Raw genomic sequence first — 12,585 nt, 5'->3', positions numbered from 1 at the left:
TCGGCGCCCAGTTGGGGCAGTAGGTTGTTCCGATGACCGATTCCGTGCCGCCCGGCGGCGCTGTCCTTGATGCGCACGAACTGGATGCCCGTTGGGCGGATGCCTGGCGGCCGGAACAGGTCGCGGAGCGGCTGGACGGGGTCGGTGCACCCTGGTGCGTCGTGGCAGGGTGGGCGCTGGATCTGTTCCGCGGAGGGCAGTCGCGGCCGCACGGCGATCTGGAGATCGCGGTGCCCGCGGCGGGGTTCGCGGAGATTCGGGACCGCTTCCCCGAGTACGCGTTCGACGCGGTGGGTTCGGGACGGGTCTGGCCGAATGCGGGAGCTCGGGCGCTCGCGGGCACGTACCAGACCTGGCTGCGGGATCCGGTGAGCGGTCAGTTCCTGTTCGATGTCTTCCGGGAGCCGCACGAGGACGGGACGTGGATCTGCAGGCGGGACGAGAGCTTGCGGCTGCCGTACGACGCGATCATCGAGCGGACTGCGGGAGGCATTCCCTATCTGGTGCCGGAGCTGGTGCTGTTGTTCAAAGCGAAGGCGGCGCGGCCCAAGGACCACGCGGACTTCGACGGGGTCCTGCCGCTGCTGAGCCGGGCGCGGCGCGACGCTCTCAGCGGGTGGCTGACACGCGTGCACCCCGGACATCCCTGGCTTGCGAAACTGGCGAGGCGGTGACGTGGGCCCTGCCTGTGAACGCCACGGGCAGTTGTGGGCACCGAGGGATGGGCGGCCGCGGTCGTCATGATCCCCTGACTGGTGTCGGGAAACGGTCACGCGCTGTGCGGAAGCGATCGCGGAGCTCCCCTGCCCCGCATCTCCGGGATCCGCCGGCTGCGGACGCCTCTGCCTCCGACTAGCCTGTCCTCGATCAGCGACCACACCCGCCCGGCCGCGGACCGTTGCGGGGGAGCGGGCTGGGAGCATCGGTCGCGAGGGGGACGTATGGCCGACGACAAGCAGCGGGAGAACGGCGAGGGAGACGTCGCGGGGCTCCGGGCCTGGGCCGCCGTCGCCGTTCGCCAGGCGTACGAGCTGTGGCCCCAGGTGCGGACGAATCCGCGGCTGGACGCGTCGCGGTTCGTGATCGAGCATCTGGCCACCGTCGAGAGGCTGTTACCGGCGGAGGACCCGGCCCGGGCGGCCGTTGTGCCCTGGCTCGGGCTGCTGATGCAGACCCGCCTCAAGGGCCGGCCGCACGCCGAGCCGGGAGAGCGGGCGGCCGCCCTGAGCCATCTCCGGTGGACCGACCGTGCCAGGCCGCTGAACGACCGGCTCGCCATGATGGCCCGGAGCAACCTGGCCGAGCTGCTCATCCCGCCGGGCATTCCTGCGGAGGTGCGCGACGGCTCGGCGCCGCCCGCCCTGGCCGAATCCCTGCGGGAGCGGCTGACCGAGGCCCTGAACGTTCTCGCCCGCATCGTCGCCGGGGACCTGACGACGCGCGAGAGGATGCTGGCCGCCATGGAGCGCGTCGCGACGCTGCTGTCCTCGCTCCCCGGCCCGCCCGAGGAGAGTCCGCCGTCTCCGCCCCAGGACGCCGACGAAGGTGAGGTGGCGGCGGGGCCGGCCGCCGGTGCGGTGCCCCGCGGCGAGGAGCCCGTGGAGGAGGAGCTGGCCGACGCCGTCCAGCAGCTGGTGGACTGGGCGCGCGGGGACGCGGTGCGTTTCGCGCGCCTGCTGGAGTGGCTGTGCGTCACCGTGAACGATCCCCGGACCTCCATGGCGGACGCCGGCCGGGCACTGGCGGATCTCGGCCTGGACCAGCCGCGGTTCACGCCGCTGCGCGAGCTGCTCGCCGCGCTCCGATCGGGCGGGCAGGATCCCCGGTCGCTCGCCGAACGCGTCCGCAGTGCCGCGCGGACGGCCAGGGAGGTGTTGCTCGCCTTGCCCGCGGACGCACCCGAGCGGATCCGCGTCGCCAAGTTCCACGCGGCCCTGCTGGTGGCGGGGAACCTCCGGATGCCCGAGTCGCTGGACTTCGGCGAGGTGGACGTGGCCGCGACGCGGCCGGACCCCGACCCCGCGGCGCGTTCGCTCTGGCGGCGAGAGCTGAGCCTGGAACTGATGCTGTCCACCGTGATCGACAACCTGTGGGTGTCGAACGGCGAGATCGCGCGCGTGGAGCGGAGCGCGGCATGGCTCCGGGAGTGGATCGACGCCCTTCCGGCGGACGGGGCGCAGGCCGCGGCCGCCCGCCGGTACCTGTCCGCCCTCCTCGCCCATCGCGTCGCCACCGCCGCCACGCTCGGAGGCAGCCTCCAGGATGGCGTCGCCGCCCTGTCGATGACCAAGGGGCTGTCCGCCACCGATGAACGCGACGACGTACAGGCGCTGTCCAGCCTCCTGGCCGGGTTCCAGGTGGCCCGCCGCAGCCGTGACCAGGCCGCGCTGGCCCGCGCGGCAGAGGACCTGATCCAGACGCTGAGCGTCCGGTACGCCTCCCCCGCGCCCGACGCGGGCACGCGCTTCGTCATCACCGGCACGCTGGGCCTGGCCCACAGCGAACGTGCCGCCCGCACCGGAGACCAGGCCGACCGCCGCACCGCCGTCCGGTACCTGCGGGAGGCGGCGGAGACCGATCCGGCCACGATCCCGACGCTGTTCGCACCGTACTTCCCCACTGCGCGGGCCCAGATGATGACCGAGCTGGCCAGGGCCGACCCCCGCCGGGAGGTCATCGACCGCGCCATCGCGGAGGTCCACGGCGTGATCGAGACTTCGCGGACGGTGCCCTGGGACGAAGCCCGGCTGCGACTCGACCTGGCCCGGGCCATGCTCCACGCGACCACCCACCGCAGTGACCTCAGCCTGCTCGACCCGTGCATCGCCGAGCTGAGCCGGGTGCGCGCCCTGGCCGCCGAAGGCCACGGCCTGCCGTTGAACGTCGAGGTACTGACGGAACTGTCCACGGCCTACTGGATGAGCGCGGTGACCGGTGGCGGGCGCGCGAGTGAGGACTGGAAGGCGAGCCTGGACACCCGCCGCGAGGCACTGGAGCTGATGGCCGCCGATGTCCTCCTTCAACTCGGCGCAGAGCACGCCCTGTCGGTGGCCCGGGCCGCGACCGGCCACGTGCTGTGGCTGGCCCTGCGGTGCGCCGAGGACCGCCGCCCCGCCGAGGCCGTGGAGGCGCTGGAGCTCGGTCGGGCCCTGGTGCTCCAGACGGCCGCGGCCGCACACGGCGTGCCCCGGCTGCTGGCGGACCGCGGTCACTCCGACCTCGCCGAGCGGTGGCGGGCGCAGGCACCGCAGCATCCACTCCAGCGGGGTCCGCGCGAGGGGGATCGGGGCGAGGGAGCTCGGGTCGAGGCCGATCGGGTCGAGGTCGATCGGGTCGAGGTCGATCGGGTCGCGGGCGATCGGGTTGAGGGGGACGCGGCCGAGGGGTATCCGGCCGAGGGGCATCCGGCTGAGGGGGATCCGGCCGAGGGGCATCCGGCTGAGGGGGATCCGGCCGAGGGGCATCCGGCTGAGGGGGATCCGCTCCGGCCGACGAGAGCGGCCGTGGTGGCGGCCCCGGCCCCCGGCGCCGAGCTGCCGAGCAGCCTGCGGCGCACCGCACTCGCCGCACTCGGAGCGGGAAACGGCACCGGCGCACGGGAGTTGCTCGGCACTCCGGACGCTGCCGCACTGACCGCCGCGCTGGCCGCCTCGGGCGCCGACGCGCTGGTCTACCTGGTCCCCGGCGAGGGCTTCCGCCCCCACATCCCGGGACGCGCGCTGATCCTGCGCCCCGGCCGCGCCGAGCCCGCCGTACTCGCCCTGCCGCTGCTGCTCGCCCCCGGCAGCCACCAGTTGGAGCGGTACCTCGCCGCCGCCGCCGACCGTTCCGGCAAGGCGGCCGACCCGGACGCGTCGCGGGCGGCGCGGGAGGCCGCCGAGACGGAATGGCAGGCGGCGCTGAGCGAACTGTGCGACTGGGCCTGGCCCGCTGCCGTAGGGCCGGTCCTCGACTCCCTCGAACCCCTCGGCCGGCCGCCGAGGATCGTGCTGATCCCCTGCGGTCCCCTCGGAGTCGTCCCCTGGCATGCGGCGCGCAAGCACATCCCGCTGGGAGGTTACCGCTACGCCTGCCAGGACGCGGTGTTCAGCTATGCCCCGTCAGGGGCGCAGTTCCTGCGGGCCACCACCCGCGACCGGCTGCCCACCACCGGGCGCCGGGTGCTGGTCACCGACCCGCGACTCAGCCTGATATGGGCCGAGTTCGAGACGGAGGCGCTGCGTTCGGCCTGCTACCCGGACGCCCGGCGCTACGGCAGGTACGTGGCGGCCGAGGGCGTGCCGGATGCGCCGGGGAGCTGCGAGGACCTGCTGGCCGTGCTGCCGGGCGGCGGTCAGCCGGCGGCGGTCGTGCACGTGTCCTGCCACGGCGTGGCCGGTCCGAGTCCTACGCGATCGGCGCTGTCGCTGGCCGACGGCGAGCTGACCGTCGCTCGGATCCTGGACGACGCCGCGGCCGCGGAGCCCGGCCCGGAGGGCCCGCTGGTCGTGCTCAGCGCCTGCGAGACCGACCTGAGCACGGGCGACCACGACGAGGCACTGACCCTCTCCACCGCCCTGGTCGCCCGGGGTGCGGCCGACGTGGTCGGCTCCCGCTGGGCCGTCAACGACAGCGCCACCGCGCTGATGATGGCCGTCTTCCACCACTTCCTCACCAGCCAGGACCTCGCTCCCGCCGACGCGCTGCGCGCCGCCCAGCTGTGGATGCTCGACCCGGACCGCCGGCCCCCGCCCGCCCTGGGCGACCCGCTGCACCGCGAGGCCGCCCGCGCCGACCTGCACGAGATCGCCATGTGGGCGGCCTTCACCCACCAGGGCAACCCCGCCACACGCTGAGCCCCGCCCGCGCGACGGCGCCGGACGTTCAGCACCCGCCCGGGACCTCGTCGACCACTCGCGAGCCACCCGAGAACTGGCCGATGCCGGACTGATGTCGCGTCAGGCGAGGTGGCGTGACCCTGGGCTCGTCGTCCGTCCTGCCCGGTGGTCGGCATGCGGGCTTACGCGCGGTGAACATCGTGGGTGGTCGTGGCGGAACGGGACGAGGGCCAGTCAGGTACGTGCGGGTCTCTCCCCTGCGCCGGCCAGGGCCCGCCGGACCTCGGCCGCGGGGAAGGGAGTGCGCTTGCTCCGCGTCAGCAGCCGATGATGGAAATCGTCCAGGACGATCGCGTGCGGAGCGTGACGGTCGATGATCGCGCCGATGTCCGGCGGAACGTCGGCGGGTCGGTGGCCATCGACCCATCCGCGCAGGAAGGCCCCGTGTTCGGTGCCACCACGCACGTCGGCCGGCAGGTGGTGACGAAGCAGGTGGTGGCGAAGCAGGTGGTTCGGTGCGTAGGAGCGGTCGTACACGAGGTGATCAGCGAGGAAGTCGCACTCCTCGGCCGAAAGTTCGAAGTCGCGGCTCAACGCGAGCCCGAAGTCCGCGAAGTACACCCGCCGGCCGTCGGTCAGCAGATTGGCGAAGTGCGTGTCGAAGTGGACCAGTCCGCGCGCGCTCATGAACGCTGTCCCTCGCAGCAGTTCCTTCTCGACCCATCGACAAGGCGACTCGCCTCCCGGCTCCGGCAGGGCCGCATCACGGAGGTCGTCGAGCCACGCGGCGAGCGTCTGTGGCACATGCTCCAGGAAGAGCACCAGGCTGAAGGAGGACCTTCCGATGGCCTCCAGTCGGCGGCGAACGGCCGGTGAACCCTCCCAATGCGCGACGGCCCCCTCAACGCCCCCGAGCCCGTCGACGAAGCCGGCCGGGGGACTGTCGGGCAGAACCCGCCAGTGATACAGCAGCGGGAAACCCGCGTACTCGTTCTTCAGTGCCCAGCCAGTCGTCATGATGTGCGCGGCCAGCTCACGCCAGGCACCGAACCCCGCCGACCCCACTCCGTACTGGTAGAAGAGGGGAAGTTCGAACACGTTCTCGGTCGATCTCACGTGCTCCGGCTGCAACTCGATGTCCGTCAGCGGGACCCGCTTGACGAAGACCCGTATCCCCTCGACTTCCATCTCCGCCGACCTGCCGCCGATACCGGAGCCGAGACTCGGCGCGGCGGCCACCGCATCCTCGAGCCGACGGTCGCTGAACAGGGACAGCCGTGCTCCCACGGCCGCGTAAGCGGACACTCGCGCGGCATGCGCTGACTCGGTCACGTCCATCGGCGGCTCCAGCCTGACATCGGAACTGACTTCGCAACGGCGCTGCGGCACTCCAACCCCGGTCAACCGTCCCCCGGGTTGCAGGGCCGCGTGCGGGGGCGACGGCGCCGATGAGGGCGCTGCGGATCTCGGACGACAGCGCCCACAGGAAGTTCCAAGGGGCAACACACCCGGCGCACAACGCCGTTAAGGTATCGATGATCCATCACGCCGATCAAGGTACGACGGACTGCCGACTGCCGACTGCCGACTGCCGACTGCCTACGGACCACAGACTCAGCCCTGCCACCGCACCGCCATCGCCACTGCCACCAGAACGACGATCAAGATCGAAAACCCCTCCAGTACCGGCCGGTATCCACCGACCTCTCCCAGAGAAGGTTTCGCATGCGCATTCGAGTCATCGGCGTCGCCCTCGCGGGCCTCACGCTCGCCACCCTCGCGACCCCCGCACAGGCGGCGGATCTGCCGGCGCCGAACATCGGGGCCGTCCGCACCGTGCAGCTCCAGGCCATGGCGCAGGGCGCACCGGGCGCACTGACCCTCATCGACGACCAGGGAACGTACTACGGCGTCGCGAGCGGCAAGGCGAACACGGCCACGGGGGCCAGGATGGACACCGGGCGGCGGTTCCGGATCGGAAGCGTCACCAAGACTTTCAGTACGGTCGTCCTGATGCAGCTGGTCTCCGAGGGCCTCGTCGATCTGGACGCGCCTGCCAACACCTACCTGCCCACGCCCCTCCCGAGCAGCTCCATCACCGTGCGGCACCTGCTCAGCCACCGCAGCGGGCTCTACGACTACACCAACGACATGTTCTACTACACCGTTCCGGGCTTCGAAGCGGTGCGGAACAAGACGTTCAGCTTCCAGGAACTGATCGACAAGTCCACGGCGCATCCGCTGACCATCACACCCGGCTCCGGTTACACCTACTCCAACACCAATTTCGTGGTGATCGGCCAGATCATCGAGCACCTCACGGGCAAGCCGGTCGCCGAGCAGTACCAGCAGCGCATCTTCGAGCCGCTCAAGCTCGGCAACACCTCCTACGTGCACCCCCTGACCAGCATCGCCGGGTCCTCCGCGCGCGGCTATCTGCGACCGGACGACACCACGCTTCCCCTGGTGGACTCCACGGAACAGACGGTCTCCTGGGCGCAGTCGGCCGGCGCGATCATCTCCAACGCGGAGGACCTCAACACGTTCTTCAGCGCCCTGCTCTCCGGCGCTCTGCTTCCGGAGAGCGCCCTGCGGCAGATGACGACCACGGTCCCCGTCAACGCGGACGGCAGCCAGTCCTACGGTCTGGGACTGCGCGCCAGGAAGCTGTCCTGCGGTGTGACGGTCTACGGGCACACCGGCACCGTGCAGGGGTACTACACCTGGGCGTTCGGCGCCTCTGACGGCAGCCGCACCATGACCTCCATGGCCAACACCTCCAACAACGGGACCGTGAACACCACGCTGGGCGCAACGCTGGAAGCGGCGTTCTGCGGCACCGCCCCGGCGGCGGCTTCCCTCAGGACCGCGGCGGCGGTGGACGACGGGTTCCGCGAGGAGATCGCCCCGGACGTCGTCCGCGGTCGCTGATGACCGCGTCCGGGCCGCCGCGGCGCGGCTGACGACGCGGCACCCCGGACACGGAGACCGATGACGAGTGGCGGCCGTGCCTGCCGCGCAGCGACCGGCACGGCTCACGATGCTGCGGCAGATCTCCTCCTCGGCCGGCTCGGCGGGCGCGGCATCCGCTGCCGGCTCATGTCCTGCTCGAGGACCGGAAGCCGTCGCCGAACCGGTGACCGACCGGCGAAAGCGGCACGGCTACCAGGGCACTTCCCCGTTTTCGTCCTGGAAGGTTCCTGTCGGACCGTCCGCGTCGAGAGTCGCGAGACGCACGACGACCCTGGCACTCTCCTCAGGCGTCCTTCCGATTCCGAAGGCCGCGGTCAGGTCGGTCGCGGTAGTGCCGGGCTCGACCGCGTTGAACTTGATGCCCGGCTGGGACTTGGCGTACTGGACCGTGAGCATGGTGGCCGCGGACTTCGAGGCGGAGTAGAGCGCCAACGGCAGGTTGAACTCCGGCCGGTCCGGATCGGTCACTGCCCAGAACGATCCGGCACTGCTGGAAACGGTGACCACGGTGGGGTTCGAGGACTTGCGCAGCAGGGGAAGCGCCGCCTCCGTGACACGCACGATTCCCACCGCGTTGGTGTCGAAGGCCCGAAGAGCCGTCGGACCGTCGGTGACGCCGTCGCCCAGGATGCCCGCGTTGTTCACCAGGACGTCGAGCCGGCCCTCGGCCGAGTCGATCGTCGCGAGCGCGCTGCTCACCGATGCGTCGTCGGTCACGTCGAGCTGCACGAATCGTGAGCCGAGCGCCGCCGCGGCCTTCTCGCCTCGCTCGACGTCACGCGCGCCGATGTAGACGACGTGGCCCAACGCCAGAAGCTGTCTGGCTGTCTCGAAGCCGATGCCCTTGTTGGCCCCGGTGATCAGTGTGATGGTCATGTGTATCCTCACGAGGTATGTGGCCCGAGTAGGCCGTTGTCGGTGTCGACTGTTCTGTGCGTTGGCAGCGGTGATCCCGGAGGTCAGCCGGTCAGCTGCCGAAGGAGTTCTCCGGCGTCGTGCAGGGCGGTCATGTGCACGAACCGTCCGTTGCGGACCTGGTAGATGGCGTACTCGACGATCTCGAACGAGGCGCCGGTGGGAGCCACACCGAGCCACTCCTTCACCGGAGTGCCGGTGTTGACCAGACGCGCGGCGAGACGGTCACCGTCGAAGAGCAGTTCCTCGTGATGCGGGATGGTCGTCATGGGTGGTTGCCTCTCAGATCTGGTTGAGGCCGCCGTCGACGTACAGGCTCGAACCGGTGATGAAGCTGCTCTGCTCGGAGGCGAGGAAGGCCACGGCGGCGGCGATCTCCTCCGGGCGCCCGAGCCGGCCCATCGGTACACGCGTCGCCAGTTGCTGCTTGAACCGCTCCGGGGCGGGGGTGAGCCCCGACAGCGCAGGGGTGTCGGTCGGGCCGGGCGTGATGGTGTTGACCCGGATGCCGCGTGTCCTGAGTTCGTTGGCCCAGGTCCGGGAGAACGATCGGGTGGCGGCCTTGGTCGCCGCGTACACGCCGAGCGCCTCGTCGCCGACGTCCACGTTGGTGGAGCCGTTCAAGATGACCGAGGCGCCGTCGTTGAGCAGGGGCAGCGCCTTCTTGACGGTGAACAGCATGCCCCGGACGTTGATACCGAAGAGGGTGTCGAAGTGCTCCTCGGTGACCTGCTCCAGCGGCACGAGCGAGGCGACGGAGGCATTCGCGAACAGTACGTCCAGGCCCCGTCCCCGGCCGCGGATCGTCTCGTAGAGCCGGTCCAGGTCGGCCAGGTTCGAAATGTCACCGGTCACCGCGGTAGCCGCTGAACCGATCACTTCGACGGCCGCGTCGAGTTCGGTCTTGCGCCGGCCGGTGATGAACACGTGTGCGCCCTCGGCCGCCAGCCGTACGGCACTGGCCAGGCCGATCCCGGTGCTGCCCCCGGTGACGAGAGCGGTCTTGCCCTCAAGTAATCCCACGTGAACGACCTCCTTCGACTTCTGCAGCGATCGCCGCAGAAGTCGAAGGTAGCACTTCTGCATCGATCGATGCGGAAGAGGTAGACTGCGGGAGTGGAGACGAGACGAAGGGGCCCGATCGGCCGACCGCGAGGATTCAACGCCGACGAAGCTCTCGAGCGCGCCATGCTGGTCTTCTGGGAGCACGGCTACGAGGGGGCCAGCCTGACCAGCCTGACCGACGCGATGGGCATCTCCACCACCAGCATGTACGCGGCCTTCGGCAACAAGGAAGAGCTGTTCCGCAAGGTTCTGGAGCGCTACACCGAGGGCCCGAGCGCATACCTGCCCCGGGCCCTGGAGGAGCCGACCGCCCTCGGCGTCGCCACCGCGATCCTGGCCGGCACCGTTCGAACCACCACCCGCCCGGCCCATCCCCACGGGTGCCTGGGCGTCCAGGGCGCCCTGACCACCAGCGACTCCGGGCAGGAAGTCCGCGACCTCCTCGTCGACTGGCGCAACAACGGCTACTCCCGCACCCGAGAGCGGTTCCAGCGAGCCGTCGACGACGGCGACCTGCCCCCCGAGACCGATCCGGGGCTCCTGGCCCGCTACCTCACCACCTTCGCCTACGGCATCGCCGTACAAGCCGCGAGCGGTGTCGGCCGCGAAGAACTCCAGGAGATGGCCGACGCCGCACTGCGCAACTGGCCACTCTTCTGAGAAGGCGGTTTACGAGTCTTTGAGTGGACGAGTCTTTGAGTGGTTCTGTGGTCGCCTGATGGTGTGGGTGCGGGCGGAAATCTGCTGGTCCGCAGCCGGTGGTCTCACCCCCGGTCTGATCAACACCCGCCACCACTTCTACCAGTGGATCACCCGGGGCCTGGCCACCGGCCACAGCCTCTTCGACTGACTCGTCGCCCTCTACTCGATCTCCGGGTAGGTCAGTTCGATGAGGAAGTCCTGGTCGGCGGCCCCGGAGCAGCGGCCCTGGACGACTTCCGCTCCGCTCGTGGTGTCCTGGTCGCGCAGGCTCAGACACCCGTCGGTGCTGATCGGACGGATGCGGAAGTGGCTGACCGCCGACGGGCCGAAGGGCTCGATGCGGAACTGCTGGGACCGGTTGGTGTCGGCGCAGTCGTCGCGGGGCTCGAGCAGGTTCCGGCCCGGGCCTGTCAGCAGGACCGTCAGGCAGCCGATGCCGTGCTTCGGGTGGTGCCACTGGATCTGTACGAGGTCCCTGCCCACGGGTTCGAGGAAAACCTGGGGTACGACGGCATGGGCGCAGGGTTGTTGAGCGGCGACGGCGGTCTCGTAGCGGCCGGTGCGATCCCTGCCTTCGGTCACGCACAGCTCGGGTGTACGTGCGGGGTGGATGCGGGCCCAACTGCCCACGGCCAGCAGGCGCAGCCCGGTCACCGGAACGGCGGGCAGATCGGGCGACGGAGACACGTCGCGGACCAGACTGCAAGCCCCAAGTGTGCCGACGGCACCGATGCCCGCGGCGCCGAGCAGGCCGGCCGCCCGGCGCCACCATCGCGGGGCGTGCGTCGGGACGGACTCACTGCCCACGGAAGCTTCACCCTTGTCGCCGTCATGGTCATGGGTGGGTGCGGGCTCACCGGCGGCAATACGGCGGTGCGCCTGGAGCCACTGACGTGTCGCCTCCTCGCCGAGGCCGCAGGCGCGGGTGAAGGTGTCGACGAACCGTTCGCGGGGCAGGGTCGCGCGGCCGAGCGTGGTCGCCACGGTGCTGGCGGGCAGGGTGTCGGCCTGTGCCGTGGCCTTGCTCTCGAGCTGCCGGTAGGTGAGTCCGGACCACATCCGCAACGCGCGCAGCGCCGCGACGAACTCCCCGGGAGTACTGGCCTGTTCGGGCCTCGGCGGCTCGGGTAAGGCCCTGTCCGTCTTGGTCATGATCCCAGCATGGCTCAGCGAGCGGTGACCGGACGACTGGGAAATCAGCCCTGTTCGAACACGTTCGGAACACGAAGAAGCATTGTTCCGAACGTACGTGAACGCTGCTTCTCCTTGTCGGCTCCCCGGCCGTGTGGACATCCTCGATCTCGGGCCGACCACTGGGGGCAAGGCGGCGGCGACCCGCCCGGGTGCGACCACCGCGGGCGTCCGCCACCGCCGCGGAGGCTCCACAGATGCCGGCCTCGGCTGATCGGACTTCCCTTACCACCTCACCGAAGGAGACAGTATGCGGCTGCGCAGAATCGGTACCGCCGCCGGAGTCGTCATGTCCGCGATGGCTGTTGCCGCCCTCACCAGCGGCACAGCTCACGCGGCCACGCACTCGGTCACGTCGGGATACTCGTCACTGGGCGGCTACGGCAGGGCCGAAGTGTCGATGTCGGGCGGCTCGTACAACCTGGTGGCCTGCGACCTGGGCTCGGCCGACGGCAACCGCGCCGTCGCGTTCATCTGGAACAACAGCACGGGCTTCTATGACTACCGGCACGCCGCGAGTGGCAGCGGGGTGTGCGTGACGGAGGGATGGGAGTACCTCCCCAGCCCGACGCCCGGGACCTACTACCTCGAGATATGCCTGCGCAACGGGGCCAGTGGAGCCGACTTCGCCTGTAGGAGCACGTCGTTCTACTACAACGGCGTCGGGTAAGGCCCGGACGACAGGTCCGGCAGGTCATGCCGGGCCTGTCGCTCCATGCGGGACGGGCCTGCGGACGGCAACCAGGCCGAGGGCACCCGCATCGGGCGGCGGGGGGTGTCGGCGGTCTCTGAACCTGGACCCCTTTGGGGTCGGTGAGTTTTGACCCCGTGTGTGCAGTTGTTCACCCGGTTGCCGCGCTCGGTGTGCGGCCGATGTCACGGTTTTTGAGCCGGTAGGAGTCTCCCTTCAAGGAGAGCACAT

General features: G+C 70.5%; 11 protein-coding genes. 6 read left to right on the top strand and 5 right to left on the bottom strand.

The features are described from left to right. Positions 1–32: 32 nt before the first annotated feature. Both ACFV9M_RS36870 and ACFV9M_RS36865 read left to right on the top strand, forming a co-directional pair. Positions 33–674 (top strand): nucleotidyltransferase domain-containing protein, encoded by a 642-nt coding sequence (locus tag ACFV9M_RS36870; RefSeq protein ID WP_385074393.1) that lies wholly within the window; start codon positions 33–35, stop codon positions 672–674. 267 nt (positions 675–941) lie between these two features. Then, positions 942–4,835 carry a CHAT domain-containing protein gene (locus tag ACFV9M_RS36865; protein WP_385074395.1) on the top strand — a complete coding sequence of 1,298 codons (3,894 nt, stop codon included), beginning with the start codon at positions 942–944 and terminating at the stop codon, positions 4,833–4,835. Between the two features lie 216 nt (positions 4,836–5,051). Here the strand turns inward: ACFV9M_RS36865 and ACFV9M_RS36860 are convergent, their stop codons facing one another. Further along, positions 5,052–6,155 (bottom strand): protein kinase family protein, encoded by a 1,104-nt coding sequence (locus tag ACFV9M_RS36860; RefSeq protein ID WP_385074398.1) that lies wholly within the window; start codon positions 6,153–6,155, stop codon positions 5,052–5,054. Between the two features lie 387 nt (positions 6,156–6,542). On the opposite strand from ACFV9M_RS36860, the gene ACFV9M_RS36855 reads away from it, so the two are divergent. Next, the gene (locus tag ACFV9M_RS36855) at positions 6,543–7,748 is read left to right on the top strand and encodes a serine hydrolase domain-containing protein (RefSeq protein WP_385074401.1); all 1,206 of its coding nucleotides are present in this window, start codon (positions 6,543–6,545) and stop codon (positions 7,746–7,748) included. A 231-nt stretch (positions 7,749–7,979) separates the two neighbouring features. On the opposite strand, the gene ACFV9M_RS36850 is transcribed toward ACFV9M_RS36855, so the two are convergent. The 3 genes from ACFV9M_RS36850 to ACFV9M_RS36840 all read right to left on the bottom strand — a co-directional run bounded on the left by ACFV9M_RS36850 (position 7,980) and on the right by ACFV9M_RS36840 (position 9,728). After that, entirely contained in the window at positions 7,980–8,666 is a 687-nt protein-coding gene (locus ACFV9M_RS36850) for an SDR family NAD(P)-dependent oxidoreductase (RefSeq protein WP_385074403.1), read from the bottom strand. 83 nt (positions 8,667–8,749) lie between these two features. Continuing rightward, complete coding sequence (locus tag ACFV9M_RS36845; protein ID WP_385074405.1) at positions 8,750–8,974, bottom strand: ester cyclase; 225 nt, start codon at positions 8,972–8,974, stop codon at positions 8,750–8,752. A 13-nt stretch (positions 8,975–8,987) separates the two neighbouring features. Beyond that, positions 8,988–9,728, bottom strand: a complete 741-nt coding sequence (locus ACFV9M_RS36840) for an SDR family NAD(P)-dependent oxidoreductase (RefSeq protein ID WP_385074407.1) — start codon at positions 9,726–9,728, stop codon at positions 8,988–8,990. A 93-nt stretch (positions 9,729–9,821) separates the two neighbouring features. On the opposite strand from ACFV9M_RS36840, the gene ACFV9M_RS36835 reads away from it, so the two are divergent. Both ACFV9M_RS36835 and ACFV9M_RS36830 read left to right on the top strand, forming a co-directional pair. After that, a complete protein-coding gene (locus tag ACFV9M_RS36835) occupies positions 9,822–10,430 on the top strand; it encodes a TetR/AcrR family transcriptional regulator (RefSeq protein ID WP_385074410.1) in 609 nt (202 codons plus the stop codon). A 58-nt stretch (positions 10,431–10,488) separates the two neighbouring features. Further along, positions 10,489–10,620 carry a hypothetical protein gene (locus ACFV9M_RS36830; RefSeq protein WP_385074423.1) on the top strand — a complete coding sequence of 44 codons (132 nt, stop codon included), beginning with the start codon at positions 10,489–10,491 and terminating at the stop codon, positions 10,618–10,620. Between the two features lie 11 nt (positions 10,621–10,631). Here the strand turns inward: ACFV9M_RS36830 and ACFV9M_RS36825 are convergent, their stop codons facing one another. Further along, the gene (locus ACFV9M_RS36825) at positions 10,632–11,624 is read right to left on the bottom strand and encodes an XRE family transcriptional regulator (RefSeq protein WP_385074412.1); all 993 of its coding nucleotides are present in this window, start codon (positions 11,622–11,624) and stop codon (positions 10,632–10,634) included. A gap of 289 nt (positions 11,625–11,913) precedes the next feature. Here ACFV9M_RS36825 and ACFV9M_RS36820 point away from each other — a divergent pair, with 289 nt between their 5' ends. After that, entirely contained in the window at positions 11,914–12,333 is a 420-nt protein-coding gene (locus ACFV9M_RS36820; RefSeq protein WP_385074415.1) for a hypothetical protein, read from the top strand. Positions 12,334–12,585 lie beyond the last annotated feature (252 nt).

The organism is Streptomyces sp. NPDC059895 (genome assembly GCF_042731035.1).
Classification (GTDB): Bacteria; Actinomycetota; Actinomycetes; order Streptomycetales; family Streptomycetaceae; genus Streptomyces.
Note: the sequence above shows the minus strand (reverse complement) of the source record. Positions and strands in the feature narration are given on the sequence as shown.